We start from the raw sequence: 26,065 nt of genomic DNA on the forward strand, positions 1-26,065 counted from the left end.
GTCAATATCCGCCGTACCCATAGAGGGTGCCTGGATTGAGGAATTGCCTTCCCCAGAGCAACGACTTGTCGGCGATCGAGAGCCTGGCAAAATCGGCGGCGTCGTCCCAGTGCGCACGGATAGTGCCCTCTATCCGCCGGATGATCTCATTCGCCTGGACGGCGGTGAGGTCGTAGAGGCTGGCCGTGGCGACGAGTTCGGCGAAGTTGTTGATCTTCGTGCCGCGCCGATCGATGGCGATCGCCTGGGATGCGGTCTCGCCGCTGCGTCTCATCGGCGAAAGGTCGTAGGCGGGGCTCAAGGTCGCTGTTCTGCCGTTCCACAATGCGGCGTGATTGCGCAAATGGTCGTCGGAGTTGGAGATCGCCATGTTGAAGGCGATGCGCGCGAAGATCTCGGCGGCTGTGCCCTCCGGTGCGCCGTGCCGACGCAGAGCGTCGAGGATGTCGACGTAGCTGCCACTGCGAGCTTGCATTTCGTCGAGGCCAGTGAGCGTCAGCCCGCTTACGGCGAGGATTCGACCTCCGGTGGATGTGCGGTCGAATCGCTCGACGAGCAGAACCGTCCGCCCCAGGACCTCTTCCACCCGGGTCGTTGCGACGTTCAGCCCCGCCTTCGACGCCAGGAACATACTTGACGCCTCGGCTCCGACGACGGGGAAATGGTCGTTGGATGCGGAGAATTTTGCGATGTACTCCCGCGAGCCGTCGTGCACGACCGCCTTGGGACGGGCGCCACCCATCGCCGTTCCGCTGAGCAGCGCCCGCTCGAGTTCGTACGGCAGGCTCCCGCCGGCCTCGACCGTGTCCGCAGCGCTGAGGAGTTCTTCGAGTGGCGCTGGCACTGAATCGCGGGGAACATACTCCTCGGACGATTCCTGGAAGTCGATGGCACCGAATCGATTGGATCCGGAGCGCATCAGGTAGGTCCGTTCGCTCAGGTCGCCGGTATCCGCGCTGTCCCCCCGGGCCCCGGTGAGCTGATACTGGATGACTCGGCGGCCCCACGCGTCAGGTGAGGCGTCACGAAGCGCGCCCGGGAGTCCCATCGAACCGGTGGGCCCGAACGTCTCCTCGCCGAGCGGGAGTGTCGGCGCGAGGGCCACGGCATTGGGGCGTCGAAGGTACCGCCGGCCGTAGTCGAAGAAGAACTGAGTCGGTACGTCTTCTCGGAGTCGGCCCGCAGGCACCGGCGCTGTCTCTCCGGGGAGCCATACCCAGACGAAGATGTCAGAAGTCGAGACCACGTTCGCGGTCCCCTCGCGGTTGATCCACCCGGCTGGGCAAAAGGGCGAGCCTCTCTTCTCCTCGACGGCGGAGTGCGATGAGCTCGCTGGGATCGTCCACACCGAACAAGGGGACGCCGACGATCGTGGCGACATTGAACACGTTCCCGATGCTCGTGGCGCCCTTGCCGTTCTCGATGGCGCTGAGGGTCGTCGGCGAGATTCCCGCCGACCCAGCGAGTTGCTCTGCGGTCAGGCCGCGTGATGCTCGCGCCAGTCTGATCTGTTGACCGAGCACCGCCAATGCGTCTTCGGCGTTGCGCGTCAATCCGATCTTCCGTCGACCCATTCCACAATAGTCTCAGGTTACCGGGTATATAGCAACAGACTATTGATACTCGCGACCTCACGGCAATACGAAGAAAGCCGAGCCCCGACGGGCCCGGCCTTCACTCGTTCCACAGGAACTCAGCGCTGCACTTCGGCCCACGTCCGGGTGCGGAGCGACTCGGCGATCGCGTCGAGCACCCGCGCGGCCGAGACGGCCTCATCGATGCCGATGCGGCTCGGCTGGTCGAACTCGATCATCTGCAGGAAGTAGTCGAACTGCTGGGGGACCACTCCCTCGAGACGGCCGTCCAGCTCCGGGTCCAGCATTGTGTTCGGCAGACGGAACTCGTCGAGCGTGTCGAGCGAGATGCCCTCGGCCGTGACATCGACCTTCACGTTGCCCTCGGTGCCGTACAGCTCGAACTGCGAGGCGAGACCGCTCGGCGTGGACCCGGGGAGCACCCAGGAGATCTCGATCGTGCCTACGGATCCGTTCTCCAGCTCGGCCAGGATCAGCGCGACATCCACTCCCTCCTTGCCGGCCGCGGGAAGGACCTTGGCTGCCGTGGTGGCGGAGACCCGCACGATCGGGTTGCCGGCGATCCACTGCACCAGGTCGATGTCGTGAATCCCCTGATACATGTAGATCGGCGAGGCACCGTTGTTCGCGAAACCGACGCTCCGCGGCACGATCCTCGACGCGCGGAAATGCACCGGGTCGCCGACCTGACCGGCCGCGACGATCTTCGCGGCGGAGCGGAAGCGGGGATCGTGCCGCAGCACGTGCCCCACGAGCACCTTCGAACCGGACGCGCTCGCCGCCGCATCCGCGATCTGTCGCGCGCCCTCGAGCGTGTCGGCGAGCGGCTTCTCGACCAGCACGTGGAGTCCCGCCTCGAGCGCCTCGACCGTCACGCCGACGTGCAGCCGATCGGGTACGGCGATGATCACGCCGTCGAGGTCGACCGCTTCGCGGGCGGCACTGAGCGTCGGGAACCAAGGCGCGCCGAACTGCTCGGCGACCCGGCGGCCGCTCTCCTCGAACGGGTCGACGACGGCGGCGAGCTGGGCCCTCGGGTTCTCGGCCACGATTCGACAGTGCACCTGACCCATTCGGCCGGCGCCGACGACGGCGATGCGGGTGGTTGTGCCAGTCATGCTGATGCTCCCTTCGTGAGCGTGGGTACTGCTGCGAGATAGCGCCTGGTCAGCGCCATCGGCTCGGTGATGGATGTTCCGACGACGACGGCGAATGCGCCCGCGTCGAATGCGGCGCGCAGTTCGTCGGGGGACTTGATGCGACCCTCTGCGATCACCGGGGTCGGCAGGGCCGCGAGCCGACGCACGAGCTCGATGTCGGGATCGCCGCCGCGGTTCTGCGGCACGCTCGTGTAGCCCGACAGCGTCGTGCCGACGAGCTCGGCGCCGAGCTCGCCCGCGTGCCGGCCGGCGTCGAAGTCATCGATGTCGGCCATGACGGGCACTCCCAGGGCGCGTAGCGCCGGGAGGAGCTCGTCGACGCCGGGGGTGCCGGAGCGCTGCCGCAGCGTGCCGTCGAACGCGACGATGTCGGCCCCGGCGTCGACGAGCGCGCGGGCGAGGTCGACCGAGGGCGTGATCCACTGCTCGCCGTCGGTGATCACCTTCTCGAGGCCGATGATCGGAACGTTCACACGCGATCGCACGGCGGCGACATGTTCGGCGCTGTTGATGCGCACCGCGGCAGCACCCGCCAGCACGGCGGCCTCGGCGATGGCGGCGATGATGCCAGGGTCGCGCAACGGCGATCCGTCCGGCGCCTGACAGGACACGATCAGGCGTCCTCGAAGCGTCTCGAGGTCGAGCATTCTTACTCCTTCACTGCGATGAGACCGGCGAAAGCCGAACGGATGGGGGCGTCTTCCGCGACGCTGCGTGCGCCGGCGAGAGCCGCATCGGGCTCGACCAGGAACTCGTCGAGCTCGACTCCCCGTCGGTCGAGCGCCGCGCGGACAGCGGTCACGAACGAACGCGCGCGTGTCAGGCCGCCGGTGAGTCCGACAGGGCCGGCGTCGATTCGAGCCGCACGGATCGTCACGGCGAGCTGGTCGGCGGCATCGGTGAGGATGCCGAGGGCCACGGCATCCCCGTGGTCGGCGGCGCGGATCACGTCGGGTGCGAAGGCCGCGATGTACTGCGGCGCCGGGATCGAGCTCATCGCGCCGTGGTAGATGTCTGCGGGGGACCCGAGGCGGGCGCTCGCCGCAGCGAGGGAGGTCGCCTCGCCGCGCCCCTCGAGCGCGTCGAGCGCTGCCTGCAGCCCGCGCTGGCCGATCCAGGATCCGCCCCCGAAGTCGCCCAGCAGGTACCCACGGGCGTCGATGCGGCGGTGCTCCTGAGTGGCGCTCACGCCGAGGGCGGCGACCCCGGTGCCGCAGATCACGACGGTCCCTGCGCGCGGCCCGACCGTGCCGAGGTACGCGGTGACCGCGTCAGCCGCGACCACTGCCCTCCGCACCCCGAGGTGCGCGTGCAGAAGCTCGGCGAGCTGCCCGGGCGCAGGCGACCCGTCCACGAAACCGGAGAGCCCGACTCCGACGGAGTCCGGCTGCGCGCCATCCGGCACCAGGTCGACGATCGTGCGCGCCAGCGACTGCACGTGCTGATCGGAGGTGAGCGCGGTCACGCCCAGCGGAGCCTCGACGATGTCTCCGTCACCGAGCCGCAGGCGGCATCCGGTCTGTCCCACATCGACAGCGAGCGTGCGCATCACTTCACCCCTCCGAACGACAGTCCTCGTGCCATGTGCTTGCGGACGAGGATCGCGAAGATCACGATCGGCAGCGCGCCGATCACGCCGGCCGCGGTGAGACGGGCCCAGTTCGTGCCGAAGAAGCTGAGGAAGCCGGCGATGGTGACGGGCACCGTCTGGCTGTCGCCGCTGGTGAGCACGAGGGCGTAGAGGAACTCGTTCCACGACTGGATGAGTGCGAGCACGAACGTCGCGAAGGCTGCTCCCCACACGTTGGGCAGCACGCACTGGAAGAGCGTCCGCCACTCGCCGAGGCCGTCGATCATGGCCGCTTCCCGGATCTCCCGTGGGAATCCGACCAGGAACGAGCGGAAGATCAGCACCGAGAGCAGGATCGCGTAGAACGTGTGGACGATCGTGAGTCCGACCGGGTTGCCGGTGAGCCCGACGCCGAAGAACGCCCGATAGAACGGGGTCAGGGTGAGCACGGGCGGAACCGTCGTGAGCAGCAGGATCGCGAGCGTGACCCGGGCAGACGGCGCCGATTCGGGCGGCCACACCTGCGTGGTGAGGTACGCCAGCGGGAGCCCGACGACGATGCCGACGACGCTGCTGATGACCGCGACCGCGGCGCTCACGAGCATCGCCTGGCCCATTCCTCCGTCGACCCAGGCGCTGACGTAGCTGCCGAACTGCGGCACGAAGAACCAGACCGGCTCGCGGCTGAAGGCGTCGACATCGCTCTTGAGCGAGGTGCTCACGAGCCACGCGACGGGCAGGATGCACCAGAGGACGAAGACGTAGACCGCGATGACGCGGAGGGAGTGCAGGATGCTGCGACGAGCTCTCATCGGCGGGCCTTCCAGATGCGCAGGCCCATGAGCCGCGTGGCGGTCGGGAACAGGATCACGAGGACGACGAGCGAGACGAGGGCGCCGACCGTGGTCGCGTATCCGATGTCGAAGGTCTCGAACCCCAGTCGGTAGACGTAGTTGCTGATGGCGAGCGTCGAGGTGCCGGGCCCGCCCTTCGTCATGGTGTTGACGATCGCGAAGGTCTTCACGGCGTCGATCACCCGCAGCAGCACGACGATCGAGAGCACCGGAGCGAGCATCGGGAGCGTCACGTTCCACAGCATCCGGAATCCGCCGGCTCCGTCGAGCTGGGCGGCCTCGAAGGGGGAGGGGTCGAGCGATTCGAGCCCGGCGAGCACGATGATCACCACGAACGGGGTGTTCTGCCAGACCTCCACGAGGATGACGGCGCCGAGCGCCGTCGCGGGATCGGCGAGGAAGGCGTGCCCGCCGATGCCGACCGTGTCGAGGAACCAGTTGATGAAGCCGGATGTCGGATCCATCAGCAGCCGCCACATCAGGCCGGCGACGACGGGGGTCAGCACCATCGGGATGAGGATGAGCGCCCGGAGGACACCCTTGCCGGGGATGCGCCCGCGGAGCGCCAAGGCGATGGAGACGCCCAGCACCAGCTCGATCCCCACGCCCGCGATCACGTAGACGAGGGTGACCCGGATCGAGCCGAGGAGCGTCGGGTCGCTGAGAGCGCGAGTGAAGTTGTCCCAGCCGACGAAGATGTTCTCGCTGCCCGGGCGAAGGAGGTTCTCGGCGTGTGTGACGAGGCTCGCCCCCTGCATGACGATGATCACCAGCAAGGGCACGATCACGATCAGGGCAGGGAGCGCGAGGCTCGCTCTCGCGAGGCCCGGCTTCAGGGGGCGGCGGGTGGAACGCCGGAACGGAGGATCGTTGACGGCGCCTTCGGCATCGGGACGTGGTGGCGTCGTGAGCTGAGTCATCGTCTTGTCCTTCCGTTCCGGCGTTCGGGGTCAGCCCAGCTGGGTCTTGAGCGCTTCCTGGGCGGCGGTCAGCGCGTCTTTCGCGCTCGCCTCCCCGGCGAGCGTGCGGGAGAGCGCCTGTCCGACCTCGGTGATGATCGCGTTCGCGTCGGTCCCGGCGGGCAGGTAGTCGACGTTGCCCGTCGCGAGCTGTGCCAGCAGCGCCTCCTTGAAGGGGCCGTACTTCTCGGCGTACTCCGGGCTCTCGAGCACCGCGTTCAGCGTGACGCCGACCGCCTCGGTGGTGTCGACCGCGTTGCTCTGCACGTCCTGACCGGTCGCCCACGCCATGAATTTGTAGGCGGCCTCCTTCTTCTGCGAGAAGGAGCTCAGGTACAGCGCGTGCACGTTGAGCGAGTTGTCGGTGTTGCCGCTCTCGGGCGGGTCGGAGATCGCGTACGGGATCGGCGCGTAGCCGACCTTGCCGGCGATGACGCTGGCGGCGGTGTCCTCGTTGAACGGACCGTTCGCCGTGGCGTCGATCGTCATGGCGGCGGTGCCCTGCGTGAACGCGATGCGGTTCTGCTCCCAGTCGAAGTTGCCGACGCCGGAGGGGCCGTATTCGGTGAGCAGGTCGGCCCAGAACTGCGTGGCCTCCACGGCCTCGGCCGAGTCGACGGCCAGCTCGTCGCCGTCGTAGAAGTCGCCGCCGAAGGCACGGAGGAACCCGGCCCACGGGTAGACGCTCTGGATGCCGGGCGCTCCGCGCAGCGTGATGCCGGCGACCTCGCCGCCCGAACCCTCGCTGATCGTCTTCGCCGCCGCTTCGAGCTCGTCCATCGTGGTGGGCGGACCGTCGATGCCGTATTCCTCGAACAGGTCGGTGCGGTACATCAGCCAGGTGCTCTCGCCGTACACCGGGAGGCCGAAGGTCGCGCCGTCCTTCTGCATGGGCGCGATGTACGGCTGGTAGAAGTCGTCGAGTGCGACGAAGTCGGATCCGTCCTTCTCGTACTTCGTGAGGTCGTCGACGTAGCCGGACTCGAAGTATCCGGTGCCGTAGGTGTTGTCGGTGAACACGACGTCGTAGTCGCTGGACTTCTGGCTGAAGTTGAGCAGGATCTTCGCGGCCTGGTCGCTGTACGGCACGGTCTCGATGTTGACCTTGATGCCGGTCTCCTCCTCGAACTGGGGAAGGAGCTCCTTCCAGTTGTCTGTGTAGGAGATGTCCTCGGCGAGCACGTTGATCGTCTGACCGCTGCCGCCTCCTTCTCCGTTCGAGTCGGCCGGGGCGCACGCGGTCATGCCGGCGGCTGCGGTCGAGAGGCCGACGAGTCCGGCGCCGATGCGGACGGCGAGCCGCGGTGCACGCGAGCGGGCGGGTGTTGCAGCGCTCATGGAAATCCTCCGTTGGAACATGGTGCATTCGGAAAGGGTCTTGATTACCATAGGGTAGATGTAGCACCCTAGGGTTACAAGGAAGTTACACCGTCCGCCGACGAACCGCAATCATCGTTTCGAGCGGCTGGGCGGCGGATGCGTGATAGTCATGAACCTGACGATTCACGCGGAGGGAGGGGAACGTGGCTGCCAAATACGAGGTGGTGCTGAAGGAGCTGTCTGCCGAGATCGCCGAGATGCGCGCGGGGGACCAGCTGCCGACGGAACAGCAGCTCGCCGCACGCTTCAGCGTGTCGTCGATGACGGTCCGGCGCGCGCTCGAAGCTCTCATCAACGCGAAGCGCATCGTCGGCATCCGCGGCAAGGGCACGTTCGTCGCCGAACCGTCCCTGACCAAGCGGATGACGCTCGCGTCGTTCACTGATTCGATGCGGGCCGCCGGCCGAACCGCCCGCGCCGAAGTGCTCTCCGCGGGCGTCGCCGCCGCGGGGGCGGACGTGGCCGCAGACTTCGGCATCGAGTCATCCGCATCCGTCTACACCGTGGAGCGACTGCGCTTCGGCGACGACACCCCGCTCAGCATCGACAGCTCCCGCCTGCCGGCCGAACTCTTCCCCAACATGCTCGGAAACGATCTAACCGGGTCGCTGTACGAGATCCTCCGCCGCCGCTACGACGTGCACCTCACTCGCGCGTCATCCCGGGTGGCCGCCGTGCTGCCGACTCCTCGCGAGGCGGAGCTGCTGGGCATCACCGTGGATCAACCGTGCCTGCAGGTCATCGCGCGAGGGAGCCTGGCCGACGGGCGCGTTGCCGAGATCACGCGATCCATCTATCGCGGCGATCTGTACGAACTGCTGATCGAACCGGAGGATCAGGGAGCCTCGTAGCCTTCGAGGATTCTAGCGGCGGGGACTCGCCCTCTACGGCGCTGGGGCTTCGAGCGCGACGTCGACGTGGCGGCGGATGCTGTCGCGAAGAGTGCGTGCTTGCCCCTCGTCGAGCGAGTCCCAGGCGGTCTCGTTGTGTTCGCCCACCCGCCGCGCGACATCGGACACCAGTGAGAGCATCTCGTCTTCATCGATCTCGATGGTGCGGGCCAGCTTTCGCCACAGGTTCGGTCGTGCCGCTGCCGGATGCCGGGCCCCTCCGATCTTCATCGCGAGCTTCTGGTCGAACGAGGGATACAGTCCGACCGGCACCGCATCGTAGAGAGGCGCGAGCGTGACGGCATCCGGGCGCAGCATCAACGAGTAGTTCTTGGCGTGCGCGTCGGCGTTGCCGATCAACACGTTGAACGCGACCTGCCGGAGCAGCTCTCGAGTGAGGCGATCGCCGCCGTCGACGGACCGCAGAAGGGAGGCGATGGTTTTCATCTGCACCGTGTACTTGCGGTCTGGCCCCTCGCCCAAGGCCTGAGCGAGGTCTTCCGAGTGGAGCCGACGATGGGTGCTTCCGTCGAGCACGCGATCGAAGCGCTCGGTGACGAAGACCGTCTGGTCGATGAACGTCCGCACCTCTGCGTTCACGGCGTCGATACCTACGCGTCGGGCCAATGCCAGCGCGGACGTCTCGGCGCTCTCGACGTTGCGCAGATCGTCGCGCCCTGGCTTGAGGATGTGGCTGGATGGCACGCCCGAATTCGACCAATACCAGTCGCTGTCGATCTTGGCGAGCGAGAACTTTCCCTGCGTGCCCGCGAGTGAGAACCGGGTCAGAGTGCCGCGGGGGACCCAATCGTCCTGATCGCGCTTGATGGCCGCGATGCGCGTCGCGATGTCTTCTACGTCCGCCGGACTCAATGCGCGCGAGGTCGTCGGCGGGTGATCGCTGTCAGCACTGAAGACCACGCCTCCGGCCACATCGCCTCCCGCGGCGAGGAGCAGATCGAACGTCCGTGGGCTGGGCGCTCCGTACGCTGCGGCCATGCGGTCTCGCGTGCGGGCATGGTCGGGCAACAGGTTCTCGAGGAAGTTGCCTGCTGCTCGCGCCGTTGCCGGACGATCGCGCGGAAGAGACAGCGAAATCGGCGTCGGGGGAGCGCTGTGGTCGTAGATGAACGTGACGGGCTCGCCCGGGTGAAACTCGAATGTCCCGGCGTGGGCACCTTCGAACCACGCCTCGAGGCGCTCGGTCACGAGGCGACTCCCAGCGGAGGAAGTGCGCTGGGAGTGACATCCAGGGTGCGCAGGACCCGGCGAACGGGACCAGGAGTCGGCGTCGCGCTGCCCCGTTCGATCTGGCGCACGATCGCGACCGGCACCCCTGCTTCTCGTGCGAGCCGTTCTCGTGTGAAACGGTGCACGGCGCGCTCGGTGGCGACGCGGTCGGCCAATCGGGCTGTCGTCGCGAGGTACGCGGGCTGACGTCGGCGAAGCGAATCCCGCACCCCGAGGGAGTCACCGGCGAGTGCGCGCTCCAACAGGTTCTGCACGTACGCGTCGTTCTCGTCGGCAAGCCCGCCCCACCAGTCGAGCAGGACGACGGCGGGATCGCTGCTCGTTCTCAGGAGGTGCAGCCGCTCGGCGACGCGGGCGCGCTCCTGCCCGGTCAGTCCTTGCAGGGAGCGCGAATGGATGGCTTTCGCCAATTGGTCGCGCGATCGGTGCGACAGCGGTCGACGCGTGCGAAGCGAAGGCACGTCATCGATCTCCCACTCGCGGCCGACGCGCCGCGCGGGGATGCGACCCTCGGTGATGAGCGCACGAACTCGGCGCGGGCTGACGCCGAGGTGCGTTGCCGCCTCGATGACGTTCATCACACAAGGGTACCGCAGGGAATCACACAAGGGTACCGTTGGGAGCGGTCCGTCGATCGGGCGCTGATCGCGCACGCGTCGCGGGAAAGGTGCGAGGCTGGACCTGACGCGCGCTGCGCACACGGACCGGCGAGGGAGCATCACGATGATCGAGACGACCGACAACGTACGGCTGGGGAAATCCGGCCTCCGGATCTCGCCCGTGGTCCTCGGCTGCATGAGCTTCGGCGCCCCGGATCGTGGCACGCATGGTTGGTCGCTCGACGAGGAGAGCAGCAGGCCGCTCATCCGGCAGGCGCTCGAGGCCGGCGTCACGACGTTCGACACCGCCGACGTGTACTCCGACGGCACCAGCGAGGAGTTCGTGGGGCGCGCGCTCGCCGACTTCGCGCAGCGCGACGAGGTCGTCATCGCCACGAAGGTGCATGGACGCATGGGTTCGGGTGCGAATCAGGCCGGGCTCAGCCGTGCACACATCCTCTCCGGCATCGACGCGAGCCTTCGTCGCCTCGGCACCGACTACGTCGACCTCTACCAGATCCACCGCTGGGATCCGGAGACGCCGATCGAGGAGACGATGGAGGCGCTGCACGACGTCGTCCGCTCGGGGAAGGCCCGCTACATCGGGGCGTCGTCGATGTGGACGTGGCAGTTCGCGAAGGCGCAGCATGCGGCTGTGCAGAACCGATGGACACCGTTCGTCTCGATGCAGGACCAGTACAACCTGCTGCAGCGGGAGGAAGAGCGCGAGATGCATCCGTTCTGCCTCGACTCCGGGGTCGGCGTGCTGCCGTGGTCGCCGCTCGCGCGCGGACGCGTGACCCGCGACTGGGACGAGACGACCGCGAGGACGGCGACCGACGAGTTCGGCGCGACGCTCTACCGCCGCGAAGAGGACTCCAACCGGGCCATCGTCGAGGCCGTCGCCCGCGTCGCCGCGGAACGTGGCGTCTCCCGCGCGCAGATCGCGCTCGCCTGGGTCGCCCAGCAGGCGGCCGTCACCGCGCCGATCGTCGGCGCCACGAAGGCGCAGCACATCGACGATGCGGTCGCCGCCGTCGGCATCCGTCTCGACGATGTGGAGCGGAAGCAGCTCGAGAGCGCCTACACGCCCCGGGAGGCGGAGGGGTTCTGAGCCGCGGGCCGATGCCGGCGTCGGTCCCCGGGGCTACCGTGAGGGGATGCCTGCCGAGACCCTGACCGAACGCCTGATCCTCGAGCCGCTCGACGATGCCTCGCCCGAGTTGGTCGAGGCGCTGTTCCGGATTCAATCCGACCCGGCGACCTGGGAGCACCTTCCCGGCGCGATCGATGCGGATCTCGCGGAGACGCAGAGCCTGGTCGACGGCTACGCGCGATCGTGGCGGGACCGTGGACTCGGGTGGTGGGCTGTGCGGCTGAGGTCGCCGCTCGACGCACTGCCCGCTGGTGCGGTCATCGGGCTCGGCGGCGTCGCGATCCGGAACCCGGCGGTGCCGGCGTGGAATCTCGGATTCCGGCTGACTCCGGCGTCGTGGGGGCACGGATTCGCGGCGGAACTCGGCAGGGTCGCCCTCGCTGCGGCGCTCGTCGCGCACCCGGATGTTCCGGTCACCGGGCGCACACTCACCCGCAACTCCGCCTCCTGGCGCACTCTCGAGCGCTCAGGTCTGTCGCTCGTGTGGGAGGGCGATGCGCCTGCCGACGATCCACAGACCTCGGGTCTCGTGCGACGCGTCTACAGCGACCGGCCGCTGGATCCCGAGCTGCTCGCGCGACTGATCGCCCTGGGATAGCCCGGGGGTGAATCGGCATCCGCCCTGGCTTTCTTGTTCTTTATATATAGAATAAGCCGCATGACCAAGCTCACCCGCGTCACCGAGCCGACCCTCGACGTGCTGCAGGTCCTCGTCGGATCCGCTGCCCCGGTCTGGGGGCTCGCGCTCGCCAAGGGTGCGGAGCGCGCTCCCGGCACGGTCTATCCGATCCTGTCGCGACTCGAGGACCTCGGGTGGATCATCGGCGAGTGGGAGGGGGAGTCCGACCACTCGGGCCCGCGCCGTCGCTACTACCGGCTGACCGACGAGGGACGCATCGAAGCCGCCGCACTGCTCGCCGCCCGGGCGCGACGCCCGATCGGCGTACCGACACCACGCCTCGCGTACGGGATCTCCGGATGAACGGGTCTGAGACCCTCGTCCGGCTCGCTGCCGGTCTGCTGCCCCGTGCGCGCCGTGCAGAGCGACGCGAAGAATGGCTCGCCGACCTCGCGGGCGCGGAAGAGCTCGGCATCCCGCGCTCGCAGGTGGCGCTCGGCGCCCTGCGCGCGGCGCTGTCCGAGGGGGCGCGGGTGCGGCGTGCCGCGTTCACCCCGCGCCGTGCGCTGGCCGTCGTCGCGATCGGGGTCGGAGTCGTCGTGGTGGCAGCTCCGGCGGCGGCCTACGCCGTGATGCTCGTCTCCAACGCGCGAGGAGTGGTCACCGTCGAGTCCGGCGAGAACGGGGACCGCGAGGTGTTCTGGCGCGACTACCCCGGCATCCCCGAACTCGAGCCCGAAGACGTGCTCGCCGGTCCGACGCTCGAAGAGGGCGAAGAGACGGGACGCGCGCTCCTGGAGGAGATCGAAGCCGCACTCGCAGCCGAGTTCGGCCTGGAGTGGGCACCCGCGCCAGCGGTGAACGAGGGGCAGGTCTCGTTCCCCGCACAGAACTACTACGGCGGTGCCTCCATGCTCCGCGTCCTCAACGTGCAGAGCCGGCTGTCCACCTCGGTGCCCGCGACCTGGGATGAGAAAGAGCGGATGCTGGCGGTCATCGCCGACGTCGCAGCGAACCACGGCTACGCCGACCTGTCGTTCGACTACGAAGCCGGCTACATGACCGAGGCCGACATCGTCGAGAGCTACGGGGGCGCCACTCCCGAAGAGATGGTGCTCGTGTCGGGGATGCTGCAGGGGCCGACCGGTCAGTGGATCATGTTCTCGATGCAGGACCTCTCACTCGACCACGATGGCCGCTTCGCCGAGCAGTTCGAGAGCTCCGAGGAGCACGGCTGGCTGGGCAACTCGATCTCGTTCACCTACGGGGCCAACGGACTGCTGCCCGCCGCCGACCGCGCCGAGTTCGAGCGCCGGCTCGAACCGTACGCCGGCCTTGAGCGCCCCGAGCCGCTGGAAAGCTGAGTCCGCGCGTCGGGAGCGCCAGCGGAACGGAGCACGTACCGTGGGACGCATGCGAATCGGAAGGTCGATGACGGTCGGCGCGCTCCTGGTGTCGGGTGTGATTCTCACCGCGTGCACAGAGGCCCGGACAGATCCCGAGGTTGCCTCGACCCCGTCGCCGACGTCGAGCGTCGAGCCGTCGGTCTCGCCCGATCCGGATGCGGCCTCTCGGGCGGATGAGGCGCTGCTGCCTCTTGCTGTCGATGAGATCCCGGCCTGGGCCGGGACGGCGGTGCCTGACTCTGGTGCCTCTGGCTACGTCGGCGGACTGTCCGGCTGGTTGGGAGAGAACTCCGGCCATCAGATGTCGACGTTCCAGTCGCTCGAACCGGGTCTCTTCCAAGCGCACCTGGCCTGTCGAGGGGACGGAGAGATCACCGTCACCGCGGGCGAGCTGGACGGCGAGGGAGCAGCAGATCCACTCGAGTGCACGAACGGAGGCGTCGTCTTCGACGTGACGACCACCCGCACGGGGCTGCGAGTGCAGCTCGACCTCGAGGGTGCACCGAGCATCTTCGCGGTCTCGCTCGTCCGAATCGGCTGACCGCCCTTCAGGCCTCGAGGTCGACGTCTCGGACGAACCGCCGTTGCCAGGGCGTCTCGACCGCTCCTGCGCGATAGTGCGCCCGCGTCCACGCCACGGCGTCGGATGCCGGGACGCCCGCGAACCGGGCGAGAAGCGCGATCGCGGTGCCGGTGCGCCCGCGACCTCCGCCGCACGCGATCTCGACCCGCTCGTCGGCCGAGCGCTCGTGGATCATCCGGAGGGCGGCTATCGCGTCGGTGGGCGCCGTGGGGAGACGGAAGTCGGGCCAACGCACCCAGTGCGACTCCCAGCCCGCTTCGTGGTGCGGCTTCGTGGTCAGGTAGAGCCCGAGCGTCGGCGCCGGGCCGTCGGCGACCGGGCCGTTCCGCAGCGCGCGCCCGCGCACGAGCCGACCGCCCGGGAGGGCGACGACGCCGGGAAGATCAGTCGTCCAGGTCACCCGACAATTGTGCCCGCCCGAGAGCCGCGAGCGCCCGGTCGACCAGCACATAGATGAAACCCACGACGATCAGCGCGACCGTCAGCGCGACGAGCCACAGAGCCACCCCGCCGATCCCGAGGGCGTCTACATTCATGAACGGGTAGGGATACTTCTGGCCCGGTGTGAACTCTCCGCCCACAGCCCCGAATGCGAATGCGAACGCCAGATACGCGTAGGGGATGAGCGTCCACCGCAGCGGATCGGCCCACCGGAATGCGCCCTTCGGCACGAAGAGGAGCCAGTCGAGGATGAGCAGGCACGGGGTGACGACGTGGATGAGGGTGTCGGTGAGGGAGAAGATGTCGCCGTCGCCGTCTGCGACCCTCGTCGGCACCAGGACGACCAGATAGATCAGCATCGTCACGGTGATCGCCATCATCACCGCCCCGCTCCAGCGCGGACTCGGCGTCGACGTGCCGGAGGCGCCTCGGTGACGGAGGTCGACGATGGTGCGGACCACGAGCATCAGCATCCACGCCAGGCAGAGCAGGTTGCTGAGCATCGTGTAGAACAGCAGCGTCGACCAGTCCGGCACCCCGGACAGCACCTCGGAGTAGCGGATGATTCCGGTGAGGATGACGGCGAGCGCGATGAGCCGAAAGGCCAACGCGACGGGGCGAGTGTTCACCGCAGCGCGCGCGAACGGGGGATTTCGCGGGGATTCAGGCATCGATCGAGTTTAGGCCGAGCGGCTATCAGTCCGCCGGTGAACGATCAGCGCCGTACCGGGTCCGCATCCCCGTCGGCGAACCGCGCGAGCTCGCGCAACGTCGGCGCTGCCTCCCAGTCGCCGGGCACGAGGCACGCCATCGCGCCGCAGGCGTTCGCGCGTCGCAGAGTCGCGTCGACGTCGAGGCCGTCGAGCAGCGCGCTCAGATAGCCCGCGACGAACGCGTCGCCCGCACCGACGGTGTCGACGGGGTCGATCGAGAATCCGGATGCGGAGATCACGGCGTCTCCGAGGAACACCGAGGCCCCCTCGGGTCCGCGTTTGAGAACCGTGGTGGCGCAGCCCGCGTCACGCAGGCGGCTCGCGGTCTCAGCAGGCGCGGCATCCGGATACAGGATCGCGAACTCGTCCTCGCCGCCGAACACGATGTCGGCGCGCTCGGCGATCTCGCGCAGCACGGGGCCGGCGACGGCCGCCGGCGCGAGCGCGGACCGGTAGTTGATGTCGAAGCTCACGGTCACGCCGGCATCCTTCGCCCGGTAGATCGCGGCGTGCACGGCCGCTCGCGCCGACTCGGACAGCAGCGGTGTGATCCCGGTGACGTGCAGAAGCGCCGCACGCTCGACCCAGCCGTCGGGGACGTCGTCCGCGCGGACGCGCGATCCCGCCGAACCGGCGCGGTAGTAGTGCACAGCGGTCGACGACGCGGACGGCCGTTCCTTCACCATGAGGCCGGTCGCGGCATCCGCATCCGTCACCGCACGCACGTCCACGCCCTCGGCGCGGACCTCGCGCACCACACGCTCGCCCATCGAATCGTCACCCACCCGACCGAGCCAGGAGACGGGCACCCCGAGGCGGGCGAGACCGATAGCGACGTTGCTCTCTGCGCCGCCGATGCCCATGACCAGACCGTGCGCATGACGGAGTGATCCGATCTCGGTCGTGCGCACGAGCGCCATGGTCTCACCGAGAGTGACGACAGAAGGTGCGGTCACCGCGCGCAGACCTCGACGAATGCCTGCGCGCGGTCGCGGAGCGCCGCGAGGTCGCCGCCGCGGAAGGCGTCACCGAGCAGAGGACCTCCCACGCTGACGGCAGCAGCACCGGCCGCCAGCCACTCTGCAGCTCCCGCCAGGTCGACGCCGCCGGAGGGGACGACCTCGATGTCGGGGAAGGGGCCCCGCAGATCCTTGAGGTAGCCCGGTCCGACCTGCCCGGCCGGGAAGATCTTGACCGCCGACGCACCCGCCGACCACGACGCGAACAGCTCGGTCGGCGTGAGGCCGCCCGGAACGATGGACACACCGGCATCCGTCGACTGCTCCACGAACGCCGCAGAGGTGACCGGCGTCACGACGTAGCGGGCACCCGCGTCGATGGCACGACCCAGATCGGTCGTGTTCGTCACCGTGCCCACGCCGAGGTCTGCGACCGCGTCGTACTGCGCGAGCAGATGCGGGAGGCGGTCGAAGGTCCCGGGAGTGGTGAGCGTGAGCTCGACACTGCGGATGCCGGCATCGAGAAGCACGTCGAGCACCGGGTCGTAGTCCTCGGCACGTTCGGCGCGGGCCACCACGATCAGACGCGAGGCGACCGTTCGCGAGGGCAGCGCGACCCGGCGGACCTCACCAGTCATGGATCGTTCCGTCTAGCAGACGGTTCACCGGCAGGTACGCCTTCGTGTATTCGTGGCCCGCCGCGGCTTCCTCGTCGAGTTCGACTCCGAGCCCGGGCTGCTCGCCCGGGTGCAGGAAGCCCTTGTCGAAAGTGAACGATGTCTGGAACACCTCGAGAGTCTGGGCATTGTGCGGCATGTACTCCTGGATGCCGAAGTTGTGGATCGCGAGGTCGAGATGCAGGGCAGCGGCCATCCCGACGGGCGAGATGTCGGTGGGCCCGTGGATGCCCGACTTGATGCCGTAGATCGCCGCGAAGTCGAGCAGCTTCTTCATGGCCGTGATGCCACCGGTGTGCGTGACGGCGGAACGCACGTAGTCGATCAGGCGCTCGGTGATGAGGGTCTGGTAATCGAAGACCGAGTTGAACACCTCGCCGATCGCGAGCGGCGTCGTGGAGTGCTGGCGCACGAGGCGCAGCGCGCTCTGGTCTTCGCCGGGAGTGCAGTCCTCGAGCCAGAACAGGTCGTAGGGCTCGATGTCCTTCGCGAATCGGGCCGCCTCGATCGGCGACATCCGGTGGTGTCCGTCGTGGAGGATGCGCAGGTCGGTGCCGAACTCCTCGCGGATCTGCGAGAAGATGCCCGGCATGTGGTTGAGGTAGTTGCGGGTGTCCCAGGTCTCCTCGGTGGGGCGATCGCCCGACCGCTTGGCGGGCTCGTAGTCGTAGCGCACACCGGGGCCGGCCGCCGAGACGCCGTAGATCTGGCCAAGGCCGGGCACGCCGGTCTGCACGCGCACGGCGGTGAAGCCGAGCTCCTCATATCCCTTGATCGCGTTGGACAGCGCGGCGTAGTCGGTGCCGGACGCGTGGGCATAGACCCGCACGCCCTCGCGGCTCGCGCCGCCGAGCAGCTGGTACAGCGGCATCCCGGCCTTCTTGGCCTTGATGTCCCACAGCGCCATGTCGACCGCGGCGATCGCGGCCATCGTGACCGGTCCGCGCCGCCAGTACGGCCCGCGGTACAGGTACTGCCAGGTGTCTTCGATCCGGTCCTCGTCGCGGCCGATCAGCGTCGATGCGACGTGGTCGGAGAGGTACGACGCGACCGCGAGCTCACGCCCGTTGAGCGTGGCGTCTCCCCAGCCGACGATCCCGTCGGAGGTGGTGATCTTGAGCGTGACGAAGTTGCGTCCGGGGCTGGTGATGATGACGTCGACGAGCTCGATGGCCATGATGAGTCCTCAAGAAAAAGGGGGGTGCGGCTGTTCGGGCAGCCGCACCCCGGGTCGGTTGTCAGATCGCGTCGCGCGGGTCGGTGAGATCGCGGCCGGCGACCTCCGGCATCCAGATCGACGCGATGAGTGCGCTCAGCGTGAAGATGAAGAGCATGATGATGATCGGGATGAACGAGCCGGTGACGGCCGAGACCCACGCGGCGGCGATGACCGGGCCGGCACCCGTCGCGACGATCGCGGCGATCTCGCGAGCCATGGCGGTGAACGTATACCGGTTGCGGGAGCCGAACAGCTCCGGGAGGGTCAGGTTCTCCAGCGACGCGAAGCTCATCACCGCGAGGTTGTGCAGCACGACGTAGCCGACGAAGACCTGCACGGTGTCCTTGCTGCTGATCATGAGCATCGTCGGGACGATGATGATGAGCGCGATGACCGACCAGATCAGGTACATCCGCTTGCGACCGAAGCGATCGCCGAGCCAGCCCGAGAGCGGCACCGTGATGAAGGCGACGAGCGAGGAGACGATCACGGCGTTGACGCCGATCGAGCGGTCCAGCAGCAGCACCACGGTGATGTAGCTGATGAGGTACGTCTGGATCATGCCGGAGTTGCCGGCCTGGCCGAAGCGCAGCATGAGGGCGATCGCGAACGCCTTGATGGGCTTGCGCTGCATCGCCTCGAGGGTGCGGACGTCGCCGGTCTCGGTGGCGAGCTCGAAGGCCTCCTGCTTGGAGAGCGCCTTGCCGTCGACGACATCGTCGCGCTCCTCGAAGACGGGGGTCTCCTTGAGGTTGAAGCGCACCCAGATCGCGAAGAGCATGATGACCGCGCTGCCGATGAAGGGGATGCGCCAGGCCCAGTCGATGACCTCCTGCTCGTTGTAGGCGACGAGGAGGATCGCCCAGATGCCGGAGGCGAGCAGCGTGCCGCAGTTCGTGCCGAGGGCGACGAGCGATGCGATGATGCCGCGGCGCTTCGCCGGTGCGTATTCGGCGAGCATGACGCCGGCGCCGGAGATCTCGGCACCGGCACCGAAGCCCTGTGCGATGCGGAGCAGGACGAGCAGGATCGGAGCGAGGATGCCGACCTGGTTGTAGGTCGGGAGGAAGCCGATGAGGGTGGTCGCGAGCCCCATCAGGAGGATCGTGTAGAACAGCACCTTCGTCCGGCCGGTCTTGTCACCGAGTCGGGCGAAGAAGAACGCGCCGACCGGGCGGGCGACGTAGCCGACGCCGTACGTTGCCATGGCAGCCACAACGGCGATGGCCGGGTCCTCATCGGAGAAGAACAGGTCGGCGAAGACGAGCGCGGCCGCCAGCGAGTACAGCTGGTAGTCCATGAACTCGAGGGCGGTGCCGAGCCATCCGGAGACGGCGGCGCGCACGAGGTCGCGGACCGACCTCTTCGCGGCGGGATCGTCGACGGTCGGAGCCGTCGTCTGGGATTCGGACATGGGAGGTACTCCTTCGGACCAGGAACAGCGGGTGGGGACTACAGAGCCAGCAGGACCTTCGCCGACGCAGATGAGTCGCGAGCGAGCTCGAAGGCGCGGGCGGCGTCGGATGCCGGGACGACATGGGAGACGACGGAGTCGAGAGCGTCGGATTCGGCCAGCATCCTGACGGCATCGTCGATCTCGGTGGAGAAGCGGAAGGCGCCGCGGATCGTCAGCTCCTTCGCGAGCATCGGAGCGAGGTTCACTCCGATGTCGGCGTTGGGGAGCATGCCGACCTGCACGATCGAGCCGGCGCGTCGGGCGGCGCGGACAGCCTGGGTGAGCGAGACCCCCACGCCGGAGCACTCGAACACGACGTCGTACGACTCGTCGTCGATCGCGTCCTCGCCGACGAGGAAGAGCTCGGTCGCGCCGAGTGCCCGTGCGCGGTCGAGGGGTTCGGGGCGCAGATCGCTCGCTCCGACGACGGATGCTCCGGCGTGCACGGCCGCGGCGACGACCAGCAGGCCGATGGGACCGGAACCGATCACGAGCACGCGCCTGCCGCTGATGTCGCCGGCGAGACCCACCGCGTGGATGGCGACGGCGAGAGGCTCCGCGAGCGCGGCCCGCTCGAGCGGAAGCGACTCCGGGAGCACCCGGATCATGCCCTCTTCGACGATCAGGAACTCGGATGCTCCGCCCTGACGGTGCGGGTCGGCCGCGGCGCTGCCGAAGTAGTCGCCGCCGGGACGCAGGTGCGGTCGGTCTTCCAGGCCGGGGATGCTCGGCCCATAGCGGGCGGGGTGCACGGTGACCGGCGTGCCCGGAGCCAGGCGGCCCGACGGGTCGAGGTCGACGACGCCGGACAGCTCGTGCCCGGGCGTCAGCGGCTCGCGGATCGTGTACTCGCCGTTCGCCCCGTGGAAGTAGTAGTGCAGGTCGGATCCGCAGATGCCGACGTAGTTCACCCGCAGGCGCACCTCGCCGTCGCCGGGAGCCGGGACCTCGCGATCTTCCCAGCGGATGTCTTCCTTGCCGTGGATGGCGAGAGCCTTCATGGCTGCAACTCCTCTGCGCTGGTGAATGACGTGCTGGTGGTCTGCGATGCGGCGACGGCATCGAGGATGGCTGAGCCGACGCCCTGCCGCTGGATCGTATCGATCAGCTCACCGACACGGTCGATGAACGCGTCCTGCCCGGCCAGTCCGTCGCCGAAGAGCTGCAGCTCGGCGACGACGCGTCGGGCGAGGTCGCGGCCGTGGCGTGCGGTCGCTGCGACGGGGGCGAGGCGCTCGCGTGCAGCATCCGTCATCGCCGCCGCATGCGCGCCGGGATCGAAGCCGGTGAGCGGCGCGATGCACGACAGGTAACCGGCGACGGTGAGTGCGATCAGGTGTGGCATCTCACCGCGTGCCAGCGCCTGCAGGGCGGGCTCGGGAATGCGCTGGCGCAGCTTGACCGAGCCGTCGGTGCCGACCTGGCTGGTGCGGTGACCGAGAGCGCTGTTACCCCAGCGCTCGAAGAGCTGGTTCTCGTACTCGCGGATGTCGACGCCGGAGGGGACGGTGATCGACGGCTCGTACTCCTCGCGGAGCACGGCGAGCGCGGCGCGTGCGATGTCATCGCGACCGATCGCTTCGGGGATGGTTCCGACGCCGTGGAGGGCGCCGAGGTAGGCGATCAGCGAGTGTGTGCCGTTGAGGAGCCGCACCTTCATCTGCTCGTAGCGACCGACCTCGTCGGTGAACACCGCGCCGCCCGCTTCCCACGCCGGACGCCCGCCGGCGAACCGGTCTTCGATGGCCCACATGGTGAACGGTTCGGCGGGTACCGGGATCTCGTCGTGTGTGCCGAGCAGTTCGCTGACGCGGGCCCGCAGCTCGGGCGTCGTGGCCGGCACGATGCGGTCGACCATGCTCGAGGGGAACGAGACGGCTCCGTCGAGGTACGTCAGCGCGTCGGCGCCTTCGCTGCCGGGGAGTGCCTGGAGGAACTCGCGGACGAGCTTCTCGGTGTGCGCGCCGTTGGCCGAGAGGTTGTCGCAGCTGAGGATCGAGATCGGCGCTCCGCCGGCGATCGCGCGGCTCTGTAGGCCGCGTGCGAGCTGGCCGATCGTCGAGCGCGGAGCGCCGCCGTCGAGGTCGGTGCGGACGACGGGATCGTCGAGGTCGAGATGCTGGGTGGCTGCGGAGTAGCTGTAGCCGTTCTCGGTGACGGTGAGTGTGACGATGCGGATGCCGGAATCGGCGATCTGTGCGACGACGCGCTCGGGCTGCTGCGCTCCGACGAAGGCGTCGGTGTGCACTCCGGGAACGCTGAGCGAGGTGCTGTCGGGAGCGATGGTGGCGACCGAGTAGAGGAGGTCTTGCGCGTGCATCGCGTCGACGATCGTGCGGGAGCGGGAGGCGACTCCGACGATTCCCCAGTCGCCACCGGATGCTGCGTGTGCAGCGGCGGTGTAGACGGCCTGGTGCGCCCGGTGGAAGCTGCCGAGACCGAGGTGCAGGATGCCCGCACGCTCGGGCCGGGAGTGATCGGCGGTGATCGTCATGTAAGAAGTGTGTATCAGTTGTACAAACTTGTCAACCCGTTTCACACCGAGGATGCACGATCATAGAGTGACGACGAATCGGAAGGCGAACGTGGCAGCGACATTGACCGACGTGGCACGGCGGGCCGGCGTGTCCATCGCGACCGCGTCGCGCGCCTTCGGTGAGCCGGATCGACTCGCGGGCGGAACACTCGACCGGGTGCTGCAGGCGGCCACCGATCTCGGCTACGCGACCCCGCTCTCGGCCACCGCCACGCGAACCCTCGGCGTCGTCGTGCCTGACGTCGCGAACCCCGTGTACGCGACTCTCCTGAAGGCCATCCAGGGCCAGGCATGGCACGGACGCCACCGCATCGTGCTGTTCGACGCGGATGAAGACCTCCGGCGCGAGCAGGAGCAGATCGAACAGGCCCGCAAACTCGACGGGATGCTGCTGTGCTCGCCCCGACTGCCGGACGCCGATGTGCTCGCCCTCGTCGGCGATACGCCGTACGTCGTCATCAACCGGCAGATCGACGAAGCATCCTGCGTGCTGATGGACACCGAGCACGGTCCGTCGCAGGCGATCGAGCACCTCGTCGCCCTCGGCCACAAGCACATCGCCTACGCGTCCGGTCCGCGGGGATCCTGGGCCGACGTACGCCGAGCCGACACGATCGCGCGGGCGTGCGAGCGGCACGGCATCCGCCTCACCCGCCTCAGCCACCATGCGGCATCGATCCAGGGCGGCCGCGCTGCGTCCGCGCTCGCCGCAGCGAGCGGCGCCACGGCCGTCGTCGCCTACAACGACCTCGTCGCCCTCGGCCTCGAGGCGGGGATGCTCGAGCTCGGGCGCCGATGCCCCGCCGACATCAGCATCGTCGGCATCGACGACATCGACCTCGCGGGCGCGGTCACCCCCGGCCTCACCACTGTGCGGATGCCGATCGCGCGCAGCGGCGAACTCGCCGTCGACCTCCTGCTCCAGGCGATGTCGAGTCGCGGAGAGAGCGAGGTCGTCACGCTCGGATCGCAGTTGATCGTGCGCGCGTCGACCGCCGCGCCGGCCGCCTGAGGAGAAGACGACCATGACGGATGCTGCGGTGCAGGCACGAGCGAGCGCTCTCGGTCGCCTCGAGACGCTCACCAGCTCCCGCGTGACCCTCGTACCGCTGGGGCCGGAGCACCTCGAGCCCATGTGGGGCGGGTTGCACGATGCCGAGTCGGCGAGGCTCACGGCCACGCGGGCCGAGTTCGACCGCGAGACCGTGCTCGCGCACCTCGAGCGCGTGCGGACAGCGTCGGACCGGGCGGACTGGGCGGTGACCGACACGCAGACGGGCGACTACATCGGCGAGGTCGTGCTGAACGACCTCGATGACGACAACGCCGCAATGAACTTCCGCATCGCCCTGCTCTCCGAGTACCTCGGCCAGGGTCTCGGGACGGAGGCGACCCGGCTCGTCCTCGACCACGCCTTCACTGCGCTCGGCCTGCACCGGGTGTCGCTCGAGGTGTACGCCTTCAACCCCCGTGCGCAGCGCTCCTACGAGAAGGCCGGGTTCGTGGTCGAGGGCCGGATGCGCGACGCGCTGCTCTGGGACGGCGAGTGGGTCGATGCGATTGTGATGTCGGTCCTCAGCACGGATCCGCGGCCGTCGGCGACGAAGTAGCCCGCACGGGAACGAACGCCTGGCGATCTGTCACAGTGGCAGGGGAGTGATGTTCTCGAGATCGCTCTTCCGTGGGATGCCGGAGACGGATCGCGAGAACAGCGCCACGACGATGACGACTCCGAGCAGTCCGACGGGGATCGCGAGCGCAGCGACGTAACCGCCGTACTTCAACAGCAGACCGGCGATGGCCGGAGCGACAGCTGCGGCGATCGAAGCGAGGAAGGTCTGGATGGACAGTACTCTCCCGCGCAGCGCGTCGGGAATCAGGAGCGCGAGATACGAACCCTGCATGGCGTTCAACGGGATGAGCGGAAGAGAGGCGGCGAGCGCGAGGAGTGCGATCATCCAGACGTCCTGGGTGAAGATCGCACCGAAGAATGCCATGCCGACCACGCAAATCGATACCCGGATGATCGCCCCGCCCGTCATGGATTTCGACACTCTCATCAGAGCAACCGCGCCGAGAAGGATCCCCACTCCTTGGAACGTCTGAATAGCGCCGATCTTCCACGGTTCGGTGGAAAGCTGCTGCTGGCTCAGGACGATCGCGGTGCCACAGCTCGCCAACGCGAAGTTGACACCCAACACGAGAAGGATCAGCACACGGGGTGCCGCCCACCGGCGGAGCCATCGGAAGCCAGCGGTGACGTCGGCCTCATCTGCCGAGGCGGCCTCTTCCGTCCGCGGGCGCAGGTCCGTGCGCAGAGCGATGCCCGCGCCCGCCTCTCCGAGTCGAGCGACAGCAGTCACCATGAGAGGGAGGGATGGATGTACTCCGAAGAGGAAGCCGGAGAAGGGAGACGCCCCCAGCTGTATCGCGGCGTCGCGCGCCTGATTCGCGGCAGAAGCGTCCGGGAGAAGCTGATTGCCGACGATGCGGGGAAGCACGACATCCGTGATGTTCGCGAACAGTCCGCCGGTGACGCCCCCCACCACGGCGAAGACGAGAAGGAGCACCGCGTCGAGCAGGCCGACCCAAGCCGTGAAGGCCAGCGCGCCGTAGATGACGAATGCGACCACTCCGGATCCGATCATCAACGCGCGGCGGTCGATGCGATCGAGCAGTAGGCCACCCGGGAGGATCGACAACGACTGTGCAAGGGCACTCACGCTGCCGATGAGACCTGCGACAGCGGTATCTCCCGTGACGTGGAACGCCAGGAGCGTGAAAGCGAACACCCCTACGAATAGCCCGACCTGAGAGAACGTGTCGCCGGTGAACCATACCTTGTAGTCCCGCACCTTCCACAAGGAGGGTGGGCGGTCTCCGCCTACCTCACCTGTTGCGCTGTGGCCTGCAGTCATCTGAATTCGTCCCCCTTGCCGATGCGGTGCGCCATCACGGAGCTCAGAGTGGTGCGACGTCAAAGACATGCGCGAATCGGGGGTCGGCCGTCCCGCACGTAGGGCACCCCTCGTGCCTGTCCCAGGTCATCACGGTCCCGAGCTGGCCGGTCAGATAGTCGATCTCTATCTGTCTGCCAACGGCGAACGGTGCCGCATAGCGAGTCGTCAATCGCACGATTTCGTCCACGCCGTAGGAGGCGAGCCGTTGTATGTGGGGAGCGATCGCCGCGGTAGAGCCTGAACGCTCAGGTGACATGAGTGCGCGATACTGCGGCAGAAAGTCGACAGCCCAACTGACCTTGATGTCGGTTGGTACGCGGTTGACGGTGAACGCCATGTCTTCACCTCCTCCCGGGGGTCGACGATGACACGTCTCTTCATGGGGCATTTATGACCCCAAATGGGTACGTTACGAATCTAAGACGCTCCTACGCGACCGGGCCAGCGGTTCGAGCCCGGCATATCGATATTCCGGAATGGGCGCTGACAGACTGGTTGGCTCCGGGGTACTGACGCCGCAAAAACGCTGGGCGGTACCCCGCACGAACCCTTCTGTCAACGGACGTGCCACCGCGCAGAATCCGATCGATCCTGTACTCCCGACCAGAGGAGCACACGATGTCGAATCCTGAACCACTCGCGAACAGCACCGCGCAGCCCGAGACGCAGGGCGACGAACCGCTCGACGCCGAGCTCGGTGAAGACGGCCAGGGCGACCTGGCGCCGGAAGACGAGGGCAGCGCCCACAGCGGCGACGCCCCGAGCGACCTGAGGACAGCCGAATGAGCGGCGGAGCGGAACGCGATTCCGGGTCCGCGAACGTCGGCTCGGCCGCCGAGTCCGACGCGCAGGCGCGCATCTCCGAGCACCTCGAAGCGCGTGAAGGCGAGGATTCGGGTGAACTCCTCTACGTCGGAGACACCCCGGCCGGCGGTGGCGGCGCCGACTCGGGTGCGGCTGCCGCGGTGAGCGTCGACGGCGCGACGGAGGAGGCGGCCGAGAAGGAAGCCCGGTCCTACAGCTCCGAACACAACGATGAACCGGGCGTCGGCAACCGCTCCGACGACGGAACCGACTGACTC

At 68.1% G+C, this 26,065-nt stretch carries 30 protein-coding genes; 10 read left to right on the forward strand and 20 right to left on the reverse strand.

Annotated features, from left to right (window positions below):
* Nucleotide 1 precedes the first annotated feature (1 nt).
* The 8 genes from V5D55_RS06270 to V5D55_RS06305 all read right to left on the reverse strand — a co-directional run bounded on the left by V5D55_RS06270 (nt 2) and on the right by V5D55_RS06305 (nt 7,476).
* Nucleotides 2-1,246 carry a type II toxin-antitoxin system HipA family toxin gene (locus V5D55_RS06270; protein ID WP_435748514.1) on the reverse strand — a complete coding sequence of 415 codons (1,245 nt, stop codon included), beginning with the start codon at nt 1,244-1,246 and terminating at the stop codon, nt 2-4.
* Nucleotides 1,230-1,574 (reverse strand): helix-turn-helix transcriptional regulator, encoded by a 345-nt coding sequence (locus tag V5D55_RS06275; RefSeq protein ID WP_435748515.1) that lies wholly within the window; start codon nt 1,572-1,574, stop codon nt 1,230-1,232. The genes V5D55_RS06270 and V5D55_RS06275 overlap by 17 nt, the downstream gene beginning before the upstream one ends.
* Before the next feature lie 119 nt (nt 1,575-1,693).
* Nucleotides 1,694-2,713, reverse strand: coding sequence for a Gfo/Idh/MocA family protein (locus V5D55_RS06280; RefSeq protein WP_435748516.1), 1,020 nt, complete (start codon nt 2,711-2,713; stop codon nt 1,694-1,696).
* A complete protein-coding gene (locus V5D55_RS06285) occupies nt 2,710-3,402 on the reverse strand; it encodes an N-acetylmannosamine-6-phosphate 2-epimerase (protein ID WP_435748517.1) in 693 nt (230 codons plus the stop codon). Before V5D55_RS06285 ends, V5D55_RS06280 begins: the two co-directional genes overlap by 4 nt.
* A gap of 2 nt (nt 3,403-3,404) precedes the next feature.
* Entirely contained in the window at nt 3,405-4,304 is a 900-nt protein-coding gene (locus V5D55_RS06290; protein WP_435748518.1) for an N-acetylglucosamine kinase, read from the reverse strand.
* Nucleotides 4,304-5,137, reverse strand: a complete 834-nt coding sequence (locus V5D55_RS06295) for a carbohydrate ABC transporter permease (protein ID WP_435748519.1) — start codon at nt 5,135-5,137, stop codon at nt 4,304-4,306. Before V5D55_RS06295 ends, V5D55_RS06290 begins: the two co-directional genes overlap by 1 nt.
* On the reverse strand, nt 5,134-6,099 hold the full coding sequence (locus V5D55_RS06300) for a carbohydrate ABC transporter permease (protein WP_435748520.1): 966 nt from the start codon (nt 6,097-6,099) through the stop codon (nt 5,134-5,136). Before V5D55_RS06300 ends, V5D55_RS06295 begins: the two co-directional genes overlap by 4 nt.
* Before the next feature lie 30 nt (nt 6,100-6,129).
* A complete protein-coding gene (locus tag V5D55_RS06305; protein WP_435748522.1) occupies nt 6,130-7,476 on the reverse strand; it encodes an ABC transporter substrate-binding protein in 1,347 nt (448 codons plus the stop codon).
* A 185-nt stretch (nt 7,477-7,661) separates the two neighbouring features.
* Here V5D55_RS06305 and V5D55_RS06310 point away from each other — a divergent pair, with 185 nt between their 5' ends.
* Nucleotides 7,662-8,369 carry a GntR family transcriptional regulator gene (locus V5D55_RS06310; protein WP_435748523.1) on the forward strand — a complete coding sequence of 236 codons (708 nt, stop codon included), beginning with the start codon at nt 7,662-7,664 and terminating at the stop codon, nt 8,367-8,369.
* Nucleotides 8,370-8,402: 33 nt separating this feature from the next.
* On the opposite strand, the gene V5D55_RS06315 is transcribed toward V5D55_RS06310, so the two are convergent.
* Nucleotides 8,403-9,617: a HipA domain-containing protein gene (locus V5D55_RS06315; protein WP_435748524.1), complete on the reverse strand. Its 1,215-nt coding sequence runs from the start codon at nt 9,615-9,617 to the stop codon at nt 8,403-8,405.
* Nucleotides 9,614-10,237: a helix-turn-helix domain-containing protein gene (locus V5D55_RS06320; protein WP_435748525.1), complete on the reverse strand. Its 624-nt coding sequence runs from the start codon at nt 10,235-10,237 to the stop codon at nt 9,614-9,616. Before V5D55_RS06320 ends, V5D55_RS06315 begins: the two co-directional genes overlap by 4 nt.
* Before the next feature lie 145 nt (nt 10,238-10,382).
* Between V5D55_RS06320 and V5D55_RS06325 the strand changes: the two genes are divergently transcribed.
* Genes V5D55_RS06325 through V5D55_RS06345 form a run of 5 tightly spaced genes read left to right on the forward strand, consistent with a single transcriptional unit; the run spans nt 10,383 to nt 13,980 of the window.
* Complete coding sequence (locus V5D55_RS06325; RefSeq protein ID WP_435748526.1) at nt 10,383-11,372, forward strand: aldo/keto reductase; 990 nt, start codon at nt 10,383-10,385, stop codon at nt 11,370-11,372.
* Between the two features lie 46 nt (nt 11,373-11,418).
* The gene (locus tag V5D55_RS06330; protein WP_435748527.1) at nt 11,419-12,012 is read left to right on the forward strand and encodes a GNAT family N-acetyltransferase; all 594 of its coding nucleotides are present in this window, start codon (nt 11,419-11,421) and stop codon (nt 12,010-12,012) included.
* A gap of 60 nt (nt 12,013-12,072) precedes the next feature.
* Nucleotides 12,073-12,396, forward strand: coding sequence for a PadR family transcriptional regulator (locus V5D55_RS06335; RefSeq protein WP_435748528.1), 324 nt, complete (start codon nt 12,073-12,075; stop codon nt 12,394-12,396).
* Nucleotides 12,393-13,397, forward strand: a complete 1,005-nt coding sequence (locus V5D55_RS06340) for a hypothetical protein (protein WP_435748529.1) — start codon at nt 12,393-12,395, stop codon at nt 13,395-13,397. The genes V5D55_RS06335 and V5D55_RS06340 overlap by 4 nt, the downstream gene beginning before the upstream one ends.
* Nucleotides 13,398-13,446: 49 nt before the next feature.
* Entirely contained in the window at nt 13,447-13,980 is a 534-nt protein-coding gene (locus V5D55_RS06345) for a hypothetical protein (protein ID WP_435748530.1), read from the forward strand.
* A gap of 7 nt (nt 13,981-13,987) precedes the next feature.
* Here the strand turns inward: V5D55_RS06345 and V5D55_RS06350 are convergent, their stop codons facing one another.
* The 8 genes from V5D55_RS06350 to V5D55_RS06385 all read right to left on the reverse strand — a co-directional run bounded on the left by V5D55_RS06350 (nt 13,988) and on the right by V5D55_RS06385 (nt 21,981).
* Nucleotides 13,988-14,422, reverse strand: a complete 435-nt coding sequence (locus V5D55_RS06350) for a protein-tyrosine phosphatase family protein (RefSeq protein ID WP_435748531.1) — start codon at nt 14,420-14,422, stop codon at nt 13,988-13,990.
* Nucleotides 14,406-15,134, reverse strand: coding sequence for a Pr6Pr family membrane protein (locus V5D55_RS06355; RefSeq protein WP_435748532.1), 729 nt, complete (start codon nt 15,132-15,134; stop codon nt 14,406-14,408). Before V5D55_RS06355 ends, V5D55_RS06350 begins: the two co-directional genes overlap by 17 nt.
* A 44-nt stretch (nt 15,135-15,178) precedes the next feature.
* A complete protein-coding gene (locus V5D55_RS06360; protein ID WP_435748533.1) occupies nt 15,179-16,132 on the reverse strand; it encodes a sugar kinase in 954 nt (317 codons plus the stop codon).
* Complete coding sequence (locus V5D55_RS06365) at nt 16,129-16,773, reverse strand: bifunctional 4-hydroxy-2-oxoglutarate aldolase/2-dehydro-3-deoxy-phosphogluconate aldolase (RefSeq protein WP_435748534.1); 645 nt, start codon at nt 16,771-16,773, stop codon at nt 16,129-16,131. The genes V5D55_RS06360 and V5D55_RS06365 overlap by 4 nt, the downstream gene beginning before the upstream one ends.
* Complete coding sequence (manD, locus tag V5D55_RS06370; protein ID WP_435748535.1) at nt 16,763-17,989, reverse strand: D-mannonate dehydratase ManD; 1,227 nt, start codon at nt 17,987-17,989, stop codon at nt 16,763-16,765. Before manD ends, V5D55_RS06365 begins: the two co-directional genes overlap by 11 nt.
* Before the next feature lie 61 nt (nt 17,990-18,050).
* Nucleotides 18,051-19,445, reverse strand: coding sequence for an MFS transporter (locus tag V5D55_RS06375; RefSeq protein WP_435748536.1), 1,395 nt, complete (start codon nt 19,443-19,445; stop codon nt 18,051-18,053).
* A gap of 38 nt (nt 19,446-19,483) precedes the next feature.
* The gene (locus tag V5D55_RS06380) at nt 19,484-20,488 is read right to left on the reverse strand and encodes an L-idonate 5-dehydrogenase (protein ID WP_435748537.1); all 1,005 of its coding nucleotides are present in this window, start codon (nt 20,486-20,488) and stop codon (nt 19,484-19,486) included.
* The gene (locus tag V5D55_RS06385) at nt 20,485-21,981 is read right to left on the reverse strand and encodes a mannitol dehydrogenase family protein (RefSeq protein ID WP_435748538.1); all 1,497 of its coding nucleotides are present in this window, start codon (nt 21,979-21,981) and stop codon (nt 20,485-20,487) included. The genes V5D55_RS06380 and V5D55_RS06385 overlap by 4 nt, the downstream gene beginning before the upstream one ends.
* A 67-nt stretch (nt 21,982-22,048) precedes the next feature.
* Here V5D55_RS06385 and V5D55_RS06390 point away from each other — a divergent pair, with 67 nt between their 5' ends.
* On the forward strand, nt 22,049-23,035 hold the full coding sequence (locus V5D55_RS06390) for a LacI family DNA-binding transcriptional regulator (protein WP_435748539.1): 987 nt from the start codon (nt 22,049-22,051) through the stop codon (nt 23,033-23,035).
* Between the two features lie 13 nt (nt 23,036-23,048).
* Entirely contained in the window at nt 23,049-23,633 is a 585-nt protein-coding gene (locus tag V5D55_RS06395; RefSeq protein WP_435748540.1) for a GNAT family N-acetyltransferase, read from the forward strand.
* 30 nt (nt 23,634-23,663) lie between these two features.
* Here V5D55_RS06395 and V5D55_RS06400 read toward each other — a convergent pair whose 3' ends face one another.
* Together V5D55_RS06400 and V5D55_RS06405 are read right to left on the reverse strand one after the other, a co-directional pair.
* Complete coding sequence (locus tag V5D55_RS06400) at nt 23,664-25,010, reverse strand: MFS transporter (RefSeq protein ID WP_435748541.1); 1,347 nt, start codon at nt 25,008-25,010, stop codon at nt 23,664-23,666.
* Nucleotides 24,985-25,320 (reverse strand): hypothetical protein, encoded by a 336-nt coding sequence (locus V5D55_RS06405; protein WP_435748542.1) that lies wholly within the window; start codon nt 25,318-25,320, stop codon nt 24,985-24,987. The genes V5D55_RS06400 and V5D55_RS06405 overlap by 26 nt, the downstream gene beginning before the upstream one ends.
* Before the next feature lie 281 nt (nt 25,321-25,601).
* Here V5D55_RS06405 and V5D55_RS06410 point away from each other — a divergent pair, with 281 nt between their 5' ends.
* Nucleotides 25,602-25,769, forward strand: coding sequence for a hypothetical protein (locus V5D55_RS06410; protein WP_435748543.1), 168 nt, complete (start codon nt 25,602-25,604; stop codon nt 25,767-25,769).
* Nucleotides 25,766-26,062: a hypothetical protein gene (locus V5D55_RS06415; protein WP_435748544.1), complete on the forward strand. Its 297-nt coding sequence runs from the start codon at nt 25,766-25,768 to the stop codon at nt 26,060-26,062. Before V5D55_RS06410 ends, V5D55_RS06415 begins: the two co-directional genes overlap by 4 nt.
* Nucleotides 26,063-26,065 lie beyond the last annotated feature (3 nt).

Origin of the sequence: Microbacterium sp. PMB16 (assembly GCF_051294855.1) — a bacterium.
Taxonomy (GTDB): domain Bacteria; phylum Actinomycetota; class Actinomycetes; order Actinomycetales; family Microbacteriaceae; genus Microbacterium.